The following is a 20008-nucleotide window of genomic DNA, read 5'->3' on the forward strand; positions in this document are numbered from 1 at the left end:
CATGTTCGGCATCAGTTTCAGCGAGCTGCTGCTCGTCGGCCTGGTCGCCCTGCTGGTGCTCGGTCCCGAGCGCCTGCCGGGTGCCGCCCGCACGGCTGGCCTGTGGATCGGGCGGCTCAAGCGCAGCTTCAACAGCATCAAGATGGAGGTCGAGCGCGAGATCGGTGCCGACGATATCCGCCGCCAGCTGCATAATGAGCACATCCTGCAGATGGAAGAGGAAGCCAAGCGCATCCTCAACCCGCTAGCGCCACCCGCACAGCCGCCAGTGACCACGGCCAGTGTGCAGCCACCTGCCGGGCTCGAAACCAGGCCGGTTGTCGAGCCAGCTGCCACCCCGGCCGCTTCTTCTGAACCGCCTCAACCGCCGCGAGCCCCATGAGCGAGAACCCGGAACACGACCAGCCAATGCCGCTGGTTTCGCACCTGACCGAACTGCGCACCCGCCTGCTGCGCTGCGTTGCTGTCATTTTCCTGATTTTTGCCGGGCTGTTCTCATTCGCCCAGCAGATCTACACCTTGGTCTCCGCCCCGCTGCGCGATCACTTGCCGGCCAATGCAACGATGATCGCCACCGACGTGGCCTCGCCGTTCCTCACGCCGTTCAAGCTGACCATGATCGTGGCGCTGTTCCTGGCCATCCCGTTCATCCTCCAGCAAATCTGGGGCTTTATCGCCCCCGGGCTGTACCGCCACGAGAAGCGCATTGCCATCCCGCTACTCGTGTCGAGCATCCTGCTGTTCTACGCCGGCATGGCCTTTGCCTATTTCCTGGTGTTCCCGCTGATGTTCAAGTTCTTCGCCGCTGCCACGCCGGCAGGCGTAGCGATGATGACCGACATCGCCAACTACCTCGACTTCGTGATGACGCTGTTCTTCGCCTTCGGCGTGGCTTTCGAAATCCCGGTAGCGGTCGTACTGCTGGTGTGGATCGGCGTGGTCGACGTGAAATATCTCAAAAAGATCCGCCCCTATGTGATCATCGGCTGCTTCGTGGTCGGCATGATCCTTACCCCGCCGGACATCTTCTCGCAGACGTTGCTGGCCGTGCCCATGTGGCTGCTGTTCGAGATCGGCGTACTGTGTGGCAGCCTGATCCGCAAGCGCAGCGCCCACGACGAAACCGCCGACGACCATAACGACCAGCCACCAGCGACCCAACCGTGAACCTGTTGCTTCTTGAAGAGGCCGACTTCGTCTCGGCCGACCGTGTCGTTCTTGCCGATCGGCGCTTCACCCACATGCAGGAAATCCACCGCGTGGCAGTGGGCGACAACCTGCGCGTGGGCCGCATCAATGGCCTGATGGGCAAGGCCACGGTGCTGCGCCTGGAAAAGCACGAAGCCGAACTGGAAGTGGCCTTCGACCAGCAGCCACCGGCCAAGCTGCCGCTGACCCTGGTGCTGGCGGTACCACGCCCGAAAATGCTGCGTCGACTGTTCCAGACCGTGGCTACCCTCGGCGTATCACGGCTGATTCTGGTGAACAGCTACAAGGTCGAGAAAAGCTTCTGGCAAACACCTTTTCTGCACCCCGAGAGCATTCGCGAAAACCTGATCCTCGGCCTGGAGCAGGCACGTGATACGGTGCTGCCCGAGGTAGTCATCGAGAAACGCTTCAAGCCGTTCGTCGAAGACCGCCTGCCTGCCATCGCCGCCGGCACCCTGGGCCTGGTTGGCCACCCCGGCCCCTACCCCGCCTGCCCGCGTGCAGTGGACCAACCCGTGACCTTGGCCATCGGCCCCGAGGGCGGCTGGATACCCTATGAAATCGAGCTGCTGGGCAAAGCTGGCCTGGCACCGGTACAACTGGGCGATCGCATCCTGCGGGTAGAGACCGCCGTCACCGCGTTGCTTTCGCGTATTTTCTGACGCAAACACCCTTTTTCCGCCCATCAAGTTTCCTACTCCCAAGCCGATGGCCTTGGCAACACAACAACTATTTGTGCTGCCAAGCCGCCGGGGAGTCGTACATGTATCAATGGTTAGCCCAATCGATGGGCAATGTGAGCGTCAATCGCAAACTGGGGCTGGGCTTTGGCCTGGTGCTGCTGTTGACCCTGGCCATTACCCTTACGGGGTGGATGGGTATGGATAGCATCATTGATCGAGGTGACAAGCTGGGCAATATCTCGGTGATTCATCAGTACACCCAGGAATTGCGCATTGCCCGCCAACACTACGAACGCAACCGTGGCAATGCAGCCGTAGCAGAGCTGGAAAAGGCGTTGAACAACCTTGAGCGCCAGGTCCAGTTGATGCTTGGCCAGATCGAAAAAACCGAGGACCAGCAACGCCTTCGGCAGCAAATGACAGCGGTAAGCGGATATCGGCAGGCTTTCGCTGACCTCAAGCAATCTGCGGCGGATCCCGACGCCACAGAGCAAGCCCTGCGGCGCATGGCCGAACAAGGCACGGTGCTGCTGCAAACCAGCCAGGCGATGACCACCTCACAAACCGAAGTGCGCGATGCTGGCGCAGCCAACGCCAAGACCCTGCTGGCTGCGGCTACCGCGTTGGCACTGGTTCTCGGCTTGCTGGCAGCCTGGGCCATCACCCGGCAGATCATCATCCCCTTGCGCCATACCCTGCGCGCTGCTGAACGCGTGGCCAGTGGCGACCTTACCCTGAACTTGCAGGTGGACCGCCGCGACGAGCTAGGCCAGTTGCAAGCCAGCATGCAGCGCATGACCCAGGGCCTGCGCGAACTGATTGGCGGCATTGGCGACGGCGTCACACAGATCGCCAGCGCTGCCGAGCAGCTGTCGGCCGTTACCGAGCAGACCAGCGCTGGGGTCAATAACCAGAAGGTCGAGACCGACCAGGTGGCGACCGCCATGAACCAGATGACCGCTACCGTCCACGAGGTGGCCCGCAACGCCGAGCAAGCCTCGGAAGCCGCCTTGATGGCCGACCAGCAAGCCCGTGAAGGTGACCGTGTAGTGGGTGAGGCCGTGGCGCAGATCGAGCGCCTGGCGGGTGAAGTGGTCAATTCCAGCGAAGCCATGAACCAGCTCAAGGCCGAAAGCGACAAGATCGGCAGCGTGCTCGACGTGATCAAGTCAGTGGCCCAGCAGACTAACCTGCTGGCCCTGAACGCGGCGATCGAGGCCGCCCGCGCCGGCGAGGCCGGGCGTGGCTTTGCCGTGGTCGCCGATGAAGTGCGCAGTTTGGCTCAGCGCACCCAGCAATCGACCGAAGAGATCGAAGAACTCATTGCCGGCCTGCAAAGCGGTACCCAACGGGTGGCCAGCGTGATGGACAACAGCCGCCAGCTGACCGACAGCAGCGTCGAGCTGACCCGCCGTGCTGGCAGCTCGCTGGAAACCATCACCCGTACGGTGTCGTCGATCCAGGCGATGAACCAGCAGATTGCAACGGCGGCAGAGGAGCAGACGGCGGTGGCCGAGGAGATCAACCGCAGCGTGATGAATGTGCGGGATATTTCCGACCAGACCTCGGCGGCCAGTGAGGAGACAGCCAGCTCCAGCGTGGAACTGGCGCGGTTGGGCACCCATTTGCAAGGGCTGGTTGGGCGGTTCAGGCTGTGATCTGACCCAATCATCGCCCGGCCGGGCCTCTTCGCGGGTAACCCCGCGAAGAGGCCGGTACAGGACGAAATACATCCTACTGTTCGCGGCGAAATTTCCTACCTTATTATCAGGTCAAGTCCTACAGCTCCGCTGCCGATGGGCAGGGATGTGATGCCAGCAATACGCCTGCATCCTCTCTCTCACTCGCTCGGAGATTCCCCATGCTTGGCTCCCTCAACCGCAAGCTCGGCAACATCAGTGTCGCCGCCAAGCTGGCCCTCGGCTTCGCCGTGGTCCTGCTGCTTACCCTGGCCACCACCATCAGCGGCTGGCGCGCCCTCGATGATGCCATCGTGCGCTCGCAGCAACTCAGCGAAATAGGCCTGATCAACGACCTGACGAAGGACCTGCGCGCGGAACGCATCACCTATCGCGTGCTCAACGATGATGCCAGCAGAGCGCGCATCACCAACATTCTCGACCAGCTCAACAAGATGCTGACTACCCTGCAGCAGCGCAGCAGCGTCGATGAGTCACGGCAGTTGCTGACGGAAAAAATGGCATTGTTGCAGCACTTGCGCGACAACTTCAGCGAACTGCAACGCAGCGTCACCAGCCGTGTAGCCCTGCGCGAAGCACTGCAATCGCAGGAGCATGAACTCAACGAGGCGATTGACGAACTGCAGACTCAGGCCTTGCTGAAAATGCCTGACAGTAGCCTGCAGAGTGGTGTGCTGAGCCTCATGGATACCCTAGGCCGGCATGTCGATGGAGCCAACCAGCAAAGCCTGGTTCCAGCCTACACTTTCGTCCCGATCGAGGACTTTGCCAACGTTGGCGATAACGCCCTGGACGCCGCCGACAGTAGCCTTGCGCGACTGCTTGAAGGCCTTGCGTCGTTGGGCTTGCCACAGCCCATCCGCGAACGACCCGGTGTCGAGCTGCGCAAGTACCGCGCCAGCCTGGATGAGTACCGCCGCGCCGCAGTACGGGTCGAGCAGTTGCAGAACAACATGGAAAACATGGGCAACGAGCTGCGGACCGTAAGCCTCGAACTGGGCAAACGCAAGGTCGAACAACGCGACAGCGAGGCCCTCGCGGCCCGATCATTGTTGACCAGTGTGGCGGTGCTGGCACTGGCAGTGGGGGTGCTGGCTGCATGGCTGATCACCTTGCAGATCACCCAGCCGTTGCGCCAGACGCTGGCCGTGGCCGCCCGCATCGCCAAGGGCGACCTGAGCCAGGCTGACACCGTGCAACGCCGCGACGAAATGGGCCAGCTGCAAACCAGCATGCACGAGATGACCTTGAGCCTGCGCGAGCTGATCGGCGGCATTGATCAGGGTGTCGGCCAGTTGTCACAGGCGGCCACGCAGCTGGCGGTCAGTAGCGAAGACACCAAGTTGCGCATCAATCAGCAGCGCGAGGAAACCGACCAGGTGGCCACGGCCATGAACCAGATGAGTGCCACTGTGCAGGAAGTGGCACAGAACGCCGAGCAAGCCTCGCTGGCCGCGACCAACGCTGACCAGCAGGCTCAGGTGGGGGACCAGGTAGTCGCCGAAGCCATCGGCCGTATCGAACAACTGGCCGGGCAGATGGACCATTGCCTGGCGGCCATGCAGCACCTGGCAGGCGAGAGCCAGCGCATCGGCAGCATCCTCGATGTGATCAAGTCGGTGTCCGAACAGACCAACCTGCTGGCGCTGAACGCAGCGATCGAAGCGGCACGGGCCGGTGAAGCGGGGCGTGGCTTTGCCGTAGTGGCCGATGAGGTACGCGGCCTGGCCCAGCGTACCTCGACAGCTACCGAGGAGATTGGCCAACTGATCGACAGCCTGCACAACGGTACCGACGAGGTGACCCGCTTGCTGGACAACAGCAAGAGCCTGACCGAACAGAGCGTAGAGCTGAGTCGCAGAGCCGGGCACGCACTGAGCCAGATCACCGACACGGTCTCGAGCATCCAGGGCATGAACCAGCAGATTGCCACGGCCAGCGAAGAGCAGAGTGTGGTAGCCGAGCAAATCAACCGAAGTGTGATCAATGTGCGGGATGTTTCGGATCAGACCAGTGCCGCCAGTGAGCAGACAGCAGCCTCGAGTGGAGAGCTGGAACGCTTGGGGCAGCAATTGCGGGGGATGGTTGGGCGGTTCAGCATCTGACATCACGTCGCCCTCTTCGCGGGCAGCCTGCCCCTACAGGTGCAGCACTCCCTGCAAGGGAGCGGCGCACATGCGCAGGCGGGCTTGCCAGCGAAGAGGCCGGTGCGCTTACAGCACCTGGCGTAGGAATGCCTGCGCGCGCGGGTCTTTCGGCGCAGCGAAGAAAGCGGCCGGGGCCGAATCTTCCAGCAGTTTGCCGTGGTCGAAGAACAGCACCCGGTCAGCCACTTCGCGGGCAAAGCCCATTTCGTGGGTGACACAAACCATGGTCATGCCTTCCTGGGCCAGGGTCTTCATCACGTCCAGCACCTCACCGACCATTTCCGGGTCAAGCGCCGAGGTGGGCTCGTCGAACAGCATCACTTTCGGGTCCATTGCCAGCGCGCGAGCAATCGCTACCCGTTGCTGCTGGCCGCCAGACAGCCGGGACGGGAATTCATTGGCCTTCTGCGCAATGCCGACCTTTTCCAGCAGCGCCCGGGCCTTGGCCTCGCGGTCAGCCTTGTTGCGCTTGCGCACCACCTTCTGCGCCAGGCACAGGTTTTCCAGCACAGTCATGTGCGGGAACAGGTTGAAGTGCTGGAACACCATGCCGACCTCGCGGCGGTAGGCATTGATGTCGGTCTTGGGGTCGGCCAGTTGCAAGCCGTCGATGGCCACATGGCCTTGGTCGAAATGCTCCAGGCCGTTGAGGCAACGCAGGAAGGTCGACTTGCCCGACCCAGACGGGCCCAGCACCACCACCACCTCGCCCTTGGCGACCTGCGTGGTGACGTTATCCACAGCCCTGACCACCTGGCCACGGGTGTCGAAGACTTTCAGCAAATCACGGACTTCAATCACTTTGCGCAAGCCTCCGCTCAAGCCGGCTGGCAATGTGCGACAGCGGCAGGTTGATCAGCAAGTACAGGCCTGCCACGCAGAACCAGATCTCGAAGGTAGAGAACGACGTAGTGATGGCCTCACGGCCGCTCTTGGTGAGCTCGGTGATGGCGATCACCGACACCAGCGAGGTGTCCTTGACCAGGCTGATGAACTGCCCGGCCAGCGGCGGCAGCACGCGCTTGAACGCCTGCGGCAGGATCACGTGGCGCATCGACTGGCTAGCGTTCAGGCCAAGCGAACGGGCAGCTTCATTCTGGCCCTTGGCTATCGACTGCACGCCAGCCCGAACGATTTCGGCCACGTAGGCACCGGTGAACAGCGCCAGCGCCGCCACCCCGGCGAACTCACGGGACAGGTTGAGCACGGTACCGATGAAGAAGTAGAAGATGAATATCTGCACCAGCAGCGGTGTGCCGCGCACCAACTCGACATACACGGTCGAGAGGTCGCGCAGGGTCGGGTTGTTCGACAACCGGCACAGGCCCGCGAACAGGCCGATCACCAGGCCGAACGCGCCGGATACCACCGAGATCCACAATGTGGTCCACAGACCCCAGGCTAGCGGACCTGCCGCCCAATGGCGGGTTACACCAATCTGGTCGCCTTCGGCAACATCGTCGCCACGGCTCAGTTGCAGGCTGTCCTTGTCCACATCGAGCACTTGCTCGGCACCGCTTTCGTCCTTCAGCGTGACGCGGGCGCTATCGCCGGAAATGACGATTTCCTGCACGGTACCGTAGCCGGCGGCGCGTTGGGTTTCCTCAGCCTTGTACGCGAAGTACTGGGGTACGCGGTTCCAGCGCCACTCGTAGGAAATCATCGAGGTGGCCATGTACAGGCTGAACGCCAGGCCCACCAGGACCAGGGCGGTCAACCCATGCCAGGGCCACTGGGCTTTCTTGTGTTTGATCACGTGGGGTACTTCCGTAAATGCGAACGCGCAGGGTTTGCCTGCGCGTCGGGGTCATAAAGCCGGGCTTGTGGCCTTGGCCTTATTCCATTTCCTTCAGCCAGTCCTTGTTCTTGAACCACTTGTCGTGAATACGATCGTAGGTCCCGTCGTGCTTGATCTGGTGCAGGAAGTTGTTGATGAAGTTGATGCTGTCGTAGTCGCCTTTTTTCAGGCCGAAGGCCAGCGGCTCGTAGGTGAAGGGTTCTTCGAGGAACAGCAGCTTGCCAGCACCGGCTTTGTCTACCGCCACCACGTTGTACGGCGCGTCATAGACAAAGGCGTCGGCCTTGCCATTGACCACATCCATCACGGCTTCCTGTTCGTTGTCGTAACCGTGGTACTTGGCTTTGCTGATCAGCTTCTTGGACACCATTTCGCCGGTGGTGCCAAGCTTGGAGGTCAGGCGGTACTTCTCGTTGTTCAGGTCCTTGTACGACTTGATCTCGCCAGCCAGCTCCTTGCGGATCAGCAGGGTCTGGCCAACCACGATGAAAGGCTCGCTGAAGTTCAGGCGCAGGTTGCGTTCCTGGGTAAGGGTCATGCCGCTGCCGATCATGTCGAACTTGTCGGTCAGCAGGGCCGGGATGATGCCGTCATAAGCAGTGGAAACTGCCTCGAACTTCACGCCCATGGACTTGGCCATGGCTTTGAGGATATCGACTTCGAAGCCGATGATCTCGCCACGTTTGTTGGTCATCTGGAACGGCATGTAGGTTGGGTCCATGCCCACCCGCAAGGTGCCGCGCTTGACCGCGTCATCGATGGCGCCCGCTTGAGCCGCCGTCACGGCGACCAGTGCGGTGACACCGACCATTAGCCGCGAAAGGTATTTCTTGATCATCACCAAGTCCCCTAGCAAGAAAAGTAGCGAATCTTATTGTTGGCACGGCCGTACTGGCCGATGAGTCATATCGGAGAGGGATGCTAACGCATGGCGGCCCGGGGACCTAGAGCTGGGGGGGACTTTGTTGGCCAAAATCGGCGGGCGCCCTGGAAAGCTTCGCGGGCAAGCCCGCCCCTGCCAGAACACCACCTGCCTCAAGGGCGGTGATGTACTGCAAGAGCGGGCTTGCCCGCGAACAGCCCTGTCAGGCGCCGACGAGGGTCGGCTGGCCTTCATTCTCCGGATGCAGCGGCAACAGCGGCGAATGTGGGTCGTTCTTGATCGACGCGCGCCACACATCGATCCACGCCGCATTGTGCCCGGCCCAGACCTGTTCATGCAGACGGCTCAATGCCACCGGGTCGCTGAGCAGGGCCAGGCGGGTATTGAGGTCCAGCCCTTTCGGCCCGACTTCGATCGCCTTGGCAATGCGTTCGGCACGCAGTGCCTCGATCGGCGCAGCCTGGCCATGCCGGGCGGTGGCCATGGCGCAGGCCAGGGCGTTCTGCCGTGGGTCGACCACCGCACGCACGAAGCCGTCATGCAGGGCATGCCAGCGGTTCTCGTGGGTGTACTGGTCGGTGGCCAGCAGCTCCTGCGGGGTGGCGTATTCCTCGGGGATGAGGAATAGCTTCTCGTCTTTCGCCGCCAGGCCCAGACGGGTACGGCTGGAAATCACCGACACCGGGATCGACAGCACCAGCGAGCCAACGATGGGCGCCAGCCACCACAAGAAACTCGGGTTCAGCCAGGCCACCAGGCCTGCCCAGGCAATGCCCAGCAGGGTTTGTGGGCCATGCCGACGCACGGCTTCGCCCCACGGGGTGGAGTCGTCGTCACGCTGTGGCGAGTTCCAGGTTGCGGCCCAACCCAGAAATGCCGCCAGTACGAAGCGGGTGTGGAAGATCATGCGCACCGGGGCAAGCAGCATGGAGAACAGCATTTCCATGAGCATCGACAGGGTGACCTTGATCCGCCCACCGAACTCGATGGCCCCCTTGGCCCAGATCAATATGACGCTGAGCAGCTTGGGCAGGAACAGCAGCACGATGGTGGTGGAGAACAGCGCCACGGCCTTCTCCGGATGCCACTGCGGCCACAGCGGGTAAAGCTGGTACGGCTCGATGAAATACTGCGGCTCCATCAGCGTGTTGGTCGCCAGCAGCGCGGTCGACAGCACCAGGAACAGGAACCACAGCGGCGCCGACAGGTACGACATCACCCCGGTGAGGAACACCGCACGGTGTACCGGGTGCATGCCCTTGACCAGGAACAGGCGGAAGTTCATCAGGTTACCGTGGCACCAGCGGCGGTCGCGCTTGAGCTCGTCGAGCAGGTTCGGCGGCAGTTCTTCGTAGCTTCCCGGCAGGTCGTAGGCGATCCACACGCCCCAGCCGGCACGGCGCATCAGCGCGGCTTCGACGAAGTCGTGGGACAGGATTGCCCCGGCGAACGCGCCCTTGCCCGGCAACGGCGCCAGGGCGCAGTGCTCGATGAACGGCTTCATGCGGATGATCGCGTTGTGGCCCCAGTAGTGCGACTCGCCCAACTGCCAGAAGTGCAGGCCGGCGGTGAACAGCGGGCCGTACACGCGGGTGGCGAACTGCTGCATGCGCGCGTACAGGGTATCCATACCCGAGGCTTTCGGCCCGGTCTGGATGATGCCGGCGTCCGGGTTGGCCTCCATCAGGCGCACCAGGCTGCTCAGGCACTCGCCACTCATGACGCTGTCGGCGTCGAGCACGACCATGTACTTGTACTCGCCACCCCAACGACGGCAGAAGTCGTCGAGGTTACCGCTCTTGCGCTTCACCCGGCGCCGGCGGCGGCGGTAGAAGATGCGGCCAAAACCTTTGGTTTCGCGGCACACGTCCAGCCAGGCCTGTTGCTCGGCCACGGCGATGTCGGTGTCGTTGGTGTCGCTGAGCACGAAGAAGTCGAAACGGTCGAGGTTGCCGCTGGCGGCTACCGACTCGAACGTCGCCCGCAGGCCGGCGAACACCCGAGGCACGTCTTCGTTGCAGATCGGCATGACCAGCGCGGTACGCGCCTCGGGCGCAATCGGCTCATTGCCGGCGCTGCTGCCGGAAATCTTGTACTTGTCACGCCCGGTGAGCAACTCGAGGAAGCCCATCAATGCGGTCCAGAAGCCCGCCGACACCCAGCAGAACAGGATACCGAAGAGGATCAGGATGGACGTCTGCAAGGCATACGGCCACACCTGCACCACGGTGTCCCACAGCGGCTGGCTGAGGACCTCGTCGAGGTCTACGAATGACCAGCCCTGGTACGGCAGGATCCCCTTCATGTACCAGCCGGCAACGATGGTCTGGCCGATCATCAGGGCCAACAGGATATAGCGGCGGATCGAACCGACCGTGCGCCAGCGCGCCGGCGGCAGCTCGCGCTTGGGCGGCTGCGGCGGATTCGAGCGCCCGGTCATGCGCCGCCACATGCGGATCAGCACGTTGGTGCGCCACGGCTCGGGCACGACCTTGGTGCGCTTGATCGGCGGGGCAATCTTCAGGCACAGGCGGCCGCTGCCATCGACGCCGAGCATTTCGGCATCCTCCAGCTCGGCAGCGCTGCCTACGGTAAGGCGCGGGCCCACCGAAGCCTGCACGGCCTCGGCGGAGTTGGCGGCCGGGTTGGCCGCCAGGCGTTGGTGCAACTCACCGAACGACGTGCAACTGGCAAGCTCTGCCCGTTGCTCGTCACTCAGTGGTAGGTGAGCCAGGTACTCGCCAAGCGAGACTGGCCTTGCGCTTGAGTTACTCATCGGCAGGCAACTGATAGCTCCAGGTCTCGGTCAGCACCTGCTCGGTGGTGGCCGGGGTCCCGTTGGTGGATGCCGCATCGGCGGCGGGTTGTTCGGCCTTGGCAGGCTGCTCGGCCTTGGCGGTTTTCTCGGCCTTGGCGTGCTTGGCTGCGGCCTTGTCCTGCTTGGCGTCCTGGGCAGGCTTGGCAGGTTCGACCGGCACGTCACGTACCAGCGCGGCACGCATTTCGGTCGACTTGTTGGCTTCCTTCACCTTCAGCCGCAGGGTCAGGCGCCAGCCCTTGGTCTCTGGGTTATAGCGCAGATTGTTCTCGACCACCTCGGCGTTGCCATCAACGCTGATCTGGCTGCGCAGGGCGGTATCTTCCGGCAGAGCGGCCAGGGCCGGGCCGGCGAAGTCGACCAGGAAGGCCACGCTGCCGTCTGGCTGGCGGATCAGGTTGGACTGTTTGACGTCACCGGTGGAGCGCAGGGTCTGCTTGACCCAGCCCAGCTCGGAGGCCTGGAACTTCGGCTCGTCGATGGTCCAGTGCAGGCGGTAGGCGTACTCGATCGGCTTGCCAGCCTCCGGCAGCTTTTCAGGGCTCCAGAAGGCGACGATGTTGTCGTTGGTCTCGTCGGCGGTCGGGATCTCGACCAGATCGACGGTACCCTTGCCCCAGTCACCCTTCGGCTCGATCCAGGCGCTTGGGCGCTTCTGGTAGTTGTCGTCGAGGTCTTCGTAGTCGCTGAAGGCGCGCTGACGCTGCATCAGGCCGAAACCACGCGGGTTCTCGACGCTGAAGTTGCTCACGGCCAGGTGTTTCGGATTGTTCAGCGGGCGCCACAGCCACTCGCCGTTGCCGGCATGAATCGACAGGCCTTCGGAGTCATGCAGGGCCGGACGATAGTTGAGGACCTTGGATGGCTGGTTGGGGCCGAACAGATACATGCTGGTCAGCGGGGCAATGCCCAGGCGGCTGACGTGGTCACGCAGGAACACACGCGACTCCACGTCCACCACGGTGTCGTTGCCCGGGCGCAGGGTCAGCTTGTAGGCACCGGCCGAGCGCGGCGAGTCGAGCAGGGCGTAGATCACCAGGTGCTTGTCGGCCGGCTTGGGTTTTTCTACCCAGAACTCGGTGAAGCGCGGGAACTCCTCGCCCGATGGCAGCGCGGTGTCGATGGCCAGGCCACGAGCCGACAGGCCGTACACATGACCCTTGCCGACCACGCGGAAATAGCTGGCGCCAAGCAGGGTCATGATCTCGTCCTGCTTGTCGGCCTTGTTGATCGGGTAAAGCACGCGGAAACCGGCGTAACCCAGGTTCTTGGTGGTTTCCGGGTCGTGTGGCACGTCACCGAACTCGAAGCGGCTCGGGTCGTACTTGATTTCTTCCACCTTGGTGGCGGTCACTTCGTTGATTTTCACCGGGGTGTCGAAATGCATGCCCTGGTGATAGAAGGAAAGCTTGAACGGGGTCTTGTCCTTGGCCCACTCCGCTTTGTCTTGGAGGAAGCGGATTTTCTGGTAGTCGGCGAATTTCATGTCACGGAAAACCGCCGGCAGATTGCTTTTCGGTGCTTCGTACTTCTGGCCGGCCAGATCCTTTGCCTTGGCTGCAACATCGTCAAGATTGAATGCCCACAGCTGGCCCGCGCTCATCAGGCCGACCAGTGCCACACTGGCGATCAGGGCCTTGCGCAGCCGGATGCCGGGGATTCTTGATGCTTTATGGGGACTAACAATCACGAGCAACCCTCGCCGAAAACAGATCATGAAACCAACGGCCAGCGACAAATGCCGGGTTGGCGAGCACTGTTCGGACCCCGTGAGGGCGTAATGATTCCCCAAACGGATCCAGACAATGCTCGAGTCAGAGTGAAACGAACCTGCGAACGCAGGTCCATGCAGCGCGCGATTATCCAGCAGGTCGCGTGACAACGCATCAGGCTGGAACAACTATTTATCGTACAAAACCCCTTGTTTTCCCAGAAACGAGGGGTTTTTCGAGCTCAAATTTGTAACATAAAAGTCACGGGGCCATCATTGACCAGGTGCACTTGCATATCTGCACCGAATTGTCCGCTGGCCACGTCGGTGTGCCGCGCCTTCGCTTGCTGCAAAAGATAGTCGAACAAATCGGCGCCGAGGGCCGGTGGCGCAGCCGTCGAAAAGCTCGGGCGCATGCCGTTGCGGGTGTCCGCCGCCAAGGTGAACTGCGACACCAGCAACAAACCACCCCCGACATCCTTGAGCGACAGGTTCATCTTGCCCTGCTCGTCGCTGAATACCCGGTAGTTCAGCAGCTTGTGCAACAGCTTGTCGGCCTTTTCGCGGGAATCTTCAGGCTCGACCGCCACCAGCACCAGCAAACCCTGGTCGATGGCGCCGACCACCTCTCCCCCCACTTCGACCCGCGCACCACGCACGCGCTGCAACAAACCCCTCATGCTTCTTCCAGCGGCAGGTCGAGCAGGCGGCGGGCCATCTGGTCGGCGGCACGCACCAGGGCGTCGGTAATGCCAGGCTCGGAAGCCGCGTGGCCAGCGTCTCGGATCACTTTGAGTTCGCTGTTCGGCCAGGCCTGGTGCAGCGCCCAAGCGTTGTCCAGGGGGCAGATCACGTCGTAGCGGCCGTGCACGATAACCGCCGGCAGGTGGGCGATCTTCGGCAAGTCGCGAATCAGCTGGTCCGGTTCGAGGAACGCGTTGTTCATGAAGTAGTGGCATTCGATACGCGCAATCGACAGCGCTCGTTGTGGCTCGGAGAAGCGGTCGACCACCAGCGGGTTGGGGCGCAGGGTGGCGGTACGGCCTTCCCAGGTGGACCAGGCCTTGGCTGCGTGCATCTGGGCGATCTGGTCATTGCCGGTAAGGCGCTTGTGGAAGGCCTTGACCAGGTCACCGCGCTCTTCCGGGGGAATCGGTGCAATGTAGTCCTGCCAGTAATCCGGGAACATGCGACTGGCGCCTTCCTGGTAGAACCACTCGATTTCCTGCGGCCGGCACAGGAAGATGCCACGCAGGATCAGGCCATGCACTCGCTCGGGGTAGGTCTGGGCGTAGGCCAGGGCCAGGGTCGAGCCCCACGAGCCGCCGAACAGCACCCACTTGTCGATCCCCAGGTGCTCGCGGATGCGTTCCAGGTCTTCGACCAGGTGCCAGGTGGTGTTGTTCTCCAGGCTGGCGTGCGGCGTGGAGCGGCCACAGCCGCGCTGGTCGAAGGTGATGATGCGATACAGCGTAGGGTCGAAGTAGCAACGGCTCTGGGCGTCGCAACCGGCGCCTGGCCCACCGTGGATGAACACCACCGGCAGACCTTCTGGCGAGCCGCTTTCGTCGACATACAGCACATGCGGCGCTTCCACGGCCAGATCGTGCCGGGCGTAGGGTTTGATCTGCGGGTACAGGGTCTGCATTGCGCACTCCGTGTGAGGTTTGGTTCGACCGTTGGCCATCATAAACCTGAATTGCCCTTAGAGCATGTGTCTAAGCAACATCATCTTATGAGCAGCTCAGGGACAGGGCCCAATGACACCGGAGAACCCATCAACAGGTGATCCCCCGACGCCCGACCCGGCCAAACCTGCAACCTCCGAACCTGACCAGCACCTGCAGGCGCTGTACCCGCCTTGAGAGCGGCGCTTTATCGCCCGTAGCGTTCATGCCCCCACTGCAGGGTCGTTTCCAGCAGGCGGCGCAAAACCGACTGGGTAGGCTGCGCCAATGGTTCGCGATAGGTGAACGGCGCCACTTCATCCATGTAGGTGCTCTGCGCCAGCTCCAGTTGTACCGCGTGGATGTTGTGGTCCGGATCACCGTAGTACCGGGTGATATGCCCACCCTTGAATCGACCATTGAGCACATGGCTGTAGCCCTGTGCTTCGGCACATACGGCCTGCAAGCGCTCGGCCAGTGCCGGGTCACAACTGGCGCCGTTGAAGGTGCCGAGGTTGAAGTCAGGCAGCTTGCCGTCGAACAGGTGCGGGATCACCGAACGGATCGAGTGCGCATCCCACAGCAACGCATAGCCAAATTGCTCACGCAGGCGCTCCAGCTCGTTGCGGAGGGTGTCGTGGTAAGGGCGCCAGATCTGCTCCAGGTACTGCTTGCGCTGGTCGTCGCTCGGCGCCTGCCCGGCCTTGAACAACGGTTCGCCCTCGAACAACGTGGCCGGATACAGGCCGGTGGTAGCCCCGGCATAGAGTGGCTTGTCATCATCCGGGCGGTTCAGGTCGATGACGAAGCGCGAGTACTCCGCCGACACCACGCTAGCGCCCATGTCACGGGCAAAATCGTACAACCGGGGGATATGCCAGTCAGTGTCCGGCAGGCTGCGCGCTGGCTCGACCAGGCCGTCACGCACCGCGTCGCTCAGGCGCAGGCCGGCGTGCGGCATGCTGATCAGCAGCGGCAGGCGGCCTTGGTGAAAACTCAGTACCTTGTCCATCGTGCCTCGCTCATTTAAAAATTTCATGGCCCTTGCGCACTACGCGCTTGGGCAGGTCGCCGCCCAGCCAATAGGCCAGGTCGGCGGGGCGTTCGATCTGCCAGGCGACGAAGTCGGCAACCTTGCCTACCTCCAACGAGCCGTGGCTGTCGCCCAGGCCCAGCGCCGTGGCAGCGTGCACGGTAACGCCGGCAAGGGCCTCTTCCGGGGTCAGGCGGAAGCAAGTACAGCCCATGTTCAGCATCAAGCGCAGCGACAGCCCTGGCGAGGTGCCAGGATTGAGGTCGCTGGCGAGGGCAATCTTCACCCCGTGACGGCGCAACGCATCCATCGGCGGCAACTGGGTTTCGCGCAAGAAGTAGAACGCGCCCGGCAGCAGCACAGCGACCGTGCCGGCTGCAGCCATGGCGATGGCGTCTTCTTCGGTCATGAATTCCAGATGGTCTGCGGACAACGCCTGGTAGCGCGCCGCCAGGCTGGAGCCGTGCAGCGACGACAGCTGTTCGGCGTGGAGCTTGACCGGCAGGCCCAGTTCGCGCGCCTTGACGAACAGCCGCTCGACCTGCGCGGGTGAAAACGCCAGGTGTTCGCAGAACGCATCCACCGCGTCCACAAGGCCTTCAGCGGCCAGCGCTGGCAGCATTTCATCGCAGATATGCGCAATGTAGTCGTCGGCGCGGCCGGCGTATTCCGGTGGCAGAGCGTGCGCGGCCAGGCAGGTTGCGCGCACCGCCAGCGGCAGCTCGTCGGCAAGCCGCCGGGCCACACGCAGCATTTTGCGCTCGTTGGCCAAGTCCAGGCCGTAGCCGGACTTGATCTCGAGCGTGGTCACGCCATCACGCATCAAGGCCTGGACCCGCTGGCGCGCACTCGCGAACAGCTCGTCCTCGCTGGCCGCACGGGTGGCCCGCACGGTACTGGCGATGCCGCCGCCGTTAGCCGCGATTTCGGCATAGCTGACGCCCTGCAGGCGTTGCTCGAACTCGCCGCTGCGGTTGCCACCGAACACCGCGTGGGTGTGGCAGTCGATCAGCCCCGGGGTGACCCAGGCGCCGCCCAGGTCCACCGTGCGCTCAGCGTTGACCGGCGCCAGCCCGGCGCGTGGGCCGATCCACTCGATCAGCCCGGCGTTGGTGACGATGGCCGCGTCTTCGATGGCCGAGTAACGGCCATCGGCCATGGTTGCCACATGGCAATGCTGCCACAGGGTTCTCATGCACAGTCTCCTTTGCTAGCGGTGCAGCTCGGCCGGCGCTGCTGCCGGGGTGCCCTGCCCTGCACGCGGCTTGCACCACAGCAGGTAGGACGCCACCAGGAACACCACCCAGACCACACCGACGATCAATGCCGCCTGAGTGTCCGGGAAGTAGCCGAGTACGCCAAAGATGAACACCATGAACGCAATGGCCATGGCCGGGCCATATGGCCAGAACGGTACCGGGAACTTCAGCTGGGCCGCTTCGTCACGGCTCATGCTGCGCCGCATGGCCACCTGGGTCACCAGGATCATCAGCCAGACCCATACGGTGGCGAAGGTAGCGATCGAGGCAATCAGCAGGAATACGTTTTCCGGGATCAGGTAGTTCAGCAGCACGCCGATGAGCAGCGCGGCGCCCATCACCAGCACGGTCATCCACGGCACGCCATGCTTCGATAGCTTGCTGAAGCCGCGCGGGGCGTGGCCTTGCTGGGCCAGGCCATACATCATGCGGCCGGCGCCGAAGATGTCGCTGTTGATAGCGGAGATCGCCGCAGAAATCACCACGACGTTGAGCACGGCGGCGGCCGAGCCGATACCCAGGTTGCCGAAGATCTGCACGAACGGGCTGCCCTGGCTGCCGATCTGCGGCCATGGGTACAGGCACATCAGCACGAACAGAGTGAGCACATAGAACAGCAGGATGCGCAGCGGCACCGCGTTGATCGCCTTGGGAATCACGCGCTGCGGGTCCTTGGCTTCACCGGCAGTGACACCGATGATCTCGATGCCGCCGAAGGCGAACATCACCACGGCAAACGACGCGATCAGGCCGCCTACGCCATTGGGCATGAAGCCGCCATGGTCGAACAGGTTGCTCACGCCCACGGCATGCCCGGTACCCACCTGGCTGAAGCCGAAGGCCATGATGCCGAGGCCGGCCAGGATCATTGCCACGATGGCGCCGACCTTGAGCAGCGACAGCCAGAATTCCATTTCGCCGAACACCTTGACGTTGCACAGGTTGAGGCCACCGATCACGAAGACGATGCCCAGCACCCAGATCCAGCGGGCCACCTCCGGGAACCAGAAGCCCATGTAGATTCCAAAAGCGGTGACGTCGGCGATGGCGACGATGACCATCTCGAAGGCATAGGTCCAGCCGAGGATAAAGCCGGCCATGGGGCCGAGGTAGGTCGTGGCGTAGTGGCCGAACGAGCCGGCCACCGGGTTGTGCACGGCCATTTCGCCCAGGGCGCGCATAACCATGAACACCGCTGCGCCGCCGATCAGGTAGGCCAGCAACACGGCCGGGCCGGCCATCTGGATAGCCGAGGCGGAGCCGTAGAACAGCCCGGTACCGATGGCGGAGCCGAGTGCCATGAAACGGATGTGGCGGGCACTTAGCCCGCGCTTGAGACCTTGAGCTTGTTGCATGTCACGTCCTTAAATTGTTTTTGTGGTCGTGAGATCGAGGGGCTGCCTTGCAGCCGGCTCGCAGGCAAACCCGCTTCTACACAGGCAACGCGTTGACGTGCAGGAGCGAGCTTTGCTCGCGAAGGGGCGCACAACGGCCCCGGGAGGCATTACAGGCTTGGCAGCACACCTGCCGGCAGCAAACCGGTCAAACTACCCTTGGCCAACAGTTCCACAGCCTTTTCGATGTCTGGGGCAAAGAAGCGGTCACGGTCGTAGTGCGGCACTTCACTGCGCAGCGCCTGGCGCGCTTTCTCCAGTTTGGTCGACGTTTTCAGGCCTTTGCGCAGGTCCAGGCCCTGGCAGGCGCCCAGCCATTCGATGGCCAGCACACCGCGGGTGTTTTCGGCCATTTCCCACAGACGCTTGCCGGCGGCCGGGGCCATCGACACGTGGTCTTCCTGGTTGGCCGAGGTCGGCAGGCTGTCGACGCTGTGCGGGTGCGACAGGGCCTTGTTCTCGCTGGCCAGGGCAGCAGCGGTAACCTGGGCGATCATGAAGCCCGAGTTGACCCCACCGTTTTCCACCAGGAACGGCGGCAGCTGGGACATGTGCTTGTCCATCATCAGCGAGATGCGGCGCTCGCTGAGCGAACCGATTTCGGCAATGGCCAGGGCCAGGTTGTCGGCGGCCATGGCCACGGGTTCGGCGTGGAAGTTGCCGCCGGAGATCACATCACCTTCGGCAGCGAATACCAGCGGGTTGTCGGATACGGCATTGGCCTCGATGCCCAGTACCTCGGCGGCCTGGCGCAGTTGGGTCAGGCAGGCGCCCATGACTTGCGGCTGGCAGCGCAGCGAGTACGGGTCCTGGACCTTGTCGCAGTTCTTGTGCGACAGCGAGACTTCGCTGGCATCGCCCAGCAGGTCGCGGAAGCAGGCGGCGGTGTCGATCTGACCGCGTTGGCCACGTGCTTCGTGAATACGTGCATCGAACGGCGAACGCGAGCCCAATACGGCTTCGACGCTCAGACCACCGCAGGCGATGGCCGCAGCGTACAAGTCTTCGGCATGGAACAGGCCACGCAGGGCATAGGCGGTGGACGCCTGGGTGCCGTTGAGCAGGGCCAGGCCCTCTTTTGCAGCCAACGTAAGCGGTTCCAGCCCTGCAACCGCCAGCGCTTCGGTGGCCGACAGCCACTGGCCCTTGTAGCGGGCCTTGCCTTCGCCCAGCAGCACCAGCGACATGTGGGCCAGCGGCGCCAGGTCACCGGAAGCACCCACGGAGCCTTTGAGCGGGATGTGCGGATAGACTTCGGCGTTGACCAAGGTGATCAGTGCGTCGATGACTTTGCGACGAATACCGGAGAAGCCACGGCTGAGGCTGTTGATTTTCAGCACCATGATCAACCGCACCAGGTCGTCATCCAGCGGCGCGCCGATACCGGCGGCGTGGGACAGCACCAGCGATCGCTGCAGGTTTTCCAGGTCGTGGCTGGCGATGCGGGTCGAGGCCAGCAGGCCAAAACCGGTGTTGATGCCGTAGGCAGTGCGGTCTTCGGCAATGATCCGCTCGACACAGGCAACGCTGGCGTCGATGGCCGGCGCGGCGCTGGCATCCAGTTGCAGGCGCACGGGCGCGGCATGGATCGCGCGCAGCTGGGCCAGGGTCAGGGTGCCGGGCTTGAGGGTGAGTTCGGTCACGTTACTACTCCAAATCGCGTGGAGCCGCAGGCCCGCTAATGGGTGCCTGCGCGCTCCTTCTTG

General features: G+C 63.0%; 16 protein-coding genes and 1 pseudogene. 6 read left to right on the plus strand and 11 right to left on the minus strand.

What is annotated here, in order from left to right; all coding sequences use genetic code 11:
- Position 1: 1 nt before the first annotated feature.
- The 6 genes and pseudogenes from tatB (at position 2) to DMX11_RS26480 (ending at position 5697) form a co-directional block, all read left to right on the plus strand.
- Positions 2–382: a Sec-independent protein translocase protein TatB gene (tatB, locus tag DMX11_RS14235; protein ID WP_110745100.1), complete on the plus strand. Its 381-nt coding sequence runs from the start codon at positions 2–4 to the stop codon at positions 380–382.
- Complete coding sequence (gene tatC / locus DMX11_RS14240) at positions 379–1167, plus strand: twin-arginine translocase subunit TatC (protein ID WP_110745101.1); 789 nt, start codon at positions 379–381, stop codon at positions 1165–1167. Before tatB ends, tatC begins: the two co-directional genes overlap by 4 nt.
- Positions 1164–1871 carry a 16S rRNA (uracil(1498)-N(3))-methyltransferase gene (locus DMX11_RS14245; protein WP_110745102.1) on the plus strand — a complete coding sequence of 236 codons (708 nt, stop codon included), beginning with the start codon at positions 1164–1166 and terminating at the stop codon, positions 1869–1871. Before tatC ends, DMX11_RS14245 begins: the two co-directional genes overlap by 4 nt.
- A gap of 101 nt (positions 1872–1972) precedes the next feature.
- Positions 1973–3550, plus strand: coding sequence for a methyl-accepting chemotaxis protein (locus DMX11_RS14250; protein WP_110745103.1), 1578 nt, complete (start codon positions 1973–1975; stop codon positions 3548–3550).
- 203 nt (positions 3551–3753) lie between these two features.
- Positions 3754–4842: pseudogene (locus DMX11_RS26475) on the plus strand (methyl-accepting chemotaxis protein); the annotation flags it as partial.
- A gap of 150 nt (positions 4843–4992) precedes the next feature.
- Positions 4993–5697 carry a methyl-accepting chemotaxis protein gene (locus DMX11_RS26480; RefSeq protein WP_371921795.1) on the plus strand — a complete coding sequence of 235 codons (705 nt, stop codon included), beginning with the start codon at positions 4993–4995 and terminating at the stop codon, positions 5695–5697.
- Positions 5698–5805: 108 nt separating this feature from the next.
- Here DMX11_RS26480 and DMX11_RS14260 read toward each other — a convergent pair whose 3' ends face one another.
- The 11 genes from DMX11_RS14260 to hutH form a co-directional block, all read right to left on the minus strand.
- On the minus strand, positions 5806–6540 hold the full coding sequence (locus DMX11_RS14260) for an amino acid ABC transporter ATP-binding protein (RefSeq protein WP_003249271.1): 735 nt from the start codon (positions 6538–6540) through the stop codon (positions 5806–5808).
- The gene (locus DMX11_RS14265; protein ID WP_110745105.1) at positions 6533–7495 is read right to left on the minus strand and encodes an amino acid ABC transporter permease; all 963 of its coding nucleotides are present in this window, start codon (positions 7493–7495) and stop codon (positions 6533–6535) included. Before DMX11_RS14265 ends, DMX11_RS14260 begins: the two co-directional genes overlap by 8 nt.
- A gap of 79 nt (positions 7496–7574) precedes the next feature.
- A complete protein-coding gene (locus tag DMX11_RS14270) occupies positions 7575–8372 on the minus strand; it encodes a transporter substrate-binding domain-containing protein (RefSeq protein ID WP_110745191.1) in 798 nt (265 codons plus the stop codon).
- 250 nt (positions 8373–8622) lie between these two features.
- Positions 8623–11196 carry a glucans biosynthesis glucosyltransferase MdoH gene (gene mdoH / locus DMX11_RS14275; protein ID WP_110745106.1) on the minus strand — a complete coding sequence of 858 codons (2574 nt, stop codon included), beginning with the start codon at positions 11194–11196 and terminating at the stop codon, positions 8623–8625.
- Complete coding sequence (locus DMX11_RS14280; protein WP_218278962.1) at positions 11189–12928, minus strand: glucan biosynthesis protein G; 1740 nt, start codon at positions 12926–12928, stop codon at positions 11189–11191. The genes mdoH and DMX11_RS14280 overlap by 8 nt, the downstream gene beginning before the upstream one ends.
- Before the next feature lie 263 nt (positions 12929–13191).
- The gene (gene dtd / locus DMX11_RS14285; protein WP_110745107.1) at positions 13192–13629 is read right to left on the minus strand and encodes a D-aminoacyl-tRNA deacylase; all 438 of its coding nucleotides are present in this window, start codon (positions 13627–13629) and stop codon (positions 13192–13194) included.
- Positions 13626–14597 carry a prolyl aminopeptidase gene (gene pip / locus DMX11_RS14290; RefSeq protein WP_110745108.1) on the minus strand — a complete coding sequence of 324 codons (972 nt, stop codon included), beginning with the start codon at positions 14595–14597 and terminating at the stop codon, positions 13626–13628. The genes dtd and pip overlap by 4 nt, the downstream gene beginning before the upstream one ends.
- 227 nt (positions 14598–14824) lie before the next feature.
- Positions 14825–15628 (minus strand): N-formylglutamate deformylase, encoded by an 804-nt coding sequence (hutG, locus tag DMX11_RS14295; protein ID WP_110745109.1) that lies wholly within the window; start codon positions 15626–15628, stop codon positions 14825–14827.
- A 10-nt stretch (positions 15629–15638) separates the two neighbouring features.
- Positions 15639–16844 carry an imidazolonepropionase gene (hutI, locus tag DMX11_RS14300; RefSeq protein WP_110745110.1) on the minus strand — a complete coding sequence of 402 codons (1206 nt, stop codon included), beginning with the start codon at positions 16842–16844 and terminating at the stop codon, positions 15639–15641.
- Positions 16845–16859: 15 nt separating this feature from the next.
- Positions 16860–18263, minus strand: coding sequence for an amino acid permease (locus tag DMX11_RS14305; protein WP_110745111.1), 1404 nt, complete (start codon positions 18261–18263; stop codon positions 16860–16862).
- 149 nt (positions 18264–18412) lie between these two features.
- On the minus strand, positions 18413–19945 hold the full coding sequence (gene hutH, locus DMX11_RS14310) for a histidine ammonia-lyase (protein WP_110745112.1): 1533 nt from the start codon (positions 19943–19945) through the stop codon (positions 18413–18415).
- Positions 19946–20008 lie beyond the last annotated feature (63 nt).

This window comes from Pseudomonas sp. LB-090624 (genome assembly GCF_003205205.1).
In the GTDB taxonomy this organism is placed as follows: domain Bacteria; phylum Pseudomonadota; class Gammaproteobacteria; order Pseudomonadales; family Pseudomonadaceae; genus Aquipseudomonas.

Coding starts and splice junctions, on each gene's coding strand:
- tatB (WP_110745100.1), top strand. CDS start 2: ATGTTCGGCATCAGTTTCAGCGAGCTGCTGCTCGTCGGCCTGGTCGCC.
- tatC (WP_110745101.1), top strand. CDS start 379: ATGAGCGAGAACCCGGAACACGACCAGCCAATGCCGCTGGTTTCGCAC.
- DMX11_RS14250 (WP_110745103.1), top strand. CDS start 1,973: ATGTATCAATGGTTAGCCCAATCGATGGGCAATGTGAGCGTCAATCGC.
- DMX11_RS26480 (WP_371921795.1), top strand. CDS start 4,993: ATGAGTGCCACTGTGCAGGAAGTGGCACAGAACGCCGAGCAAGCCTCG.
- mdoH (WP_110745106.1), bottom strand. CDS start 11,196: ATGAGTAACTCAAGCGCAAGGCCAGTCTCGCTTGGCGAGTACCTGGCT.
- dtd (WP_110745107.1), bottom strand. CDS start 13,629: ATGAGGGGTTTGTTGCAGCGCGTGCGTGGTGCGCGGGTCGAAGTGGGG.
- pip (WP_110745108.1), bottom strand. CDS start 14,597: ATGCAGACCCTGTACCCGCAGATCAAACCCTACGCCCGGCACGATCTG.
- hutG (WP_110745109.1), bottom strand. CDS start 15,628: ATGGACAAGGTACTGAGTTTTCACCAAGGCCGCCTGCCGCTGCTGATC.
- hutI (WP_110745110.1), bottom strand. CDS start 16,844: ATGAGAACCCTGTGGCAGCATTGCCATGTGGCAACCATGGCCGATGGC.
- DMX11_RS14305 (WP_110745111.1), bottom strand. CDS start 18,263: ATGCAACAAGCTCAAGGTCTCAAGCGCGGGCTAAGTGCCCGCCACATC.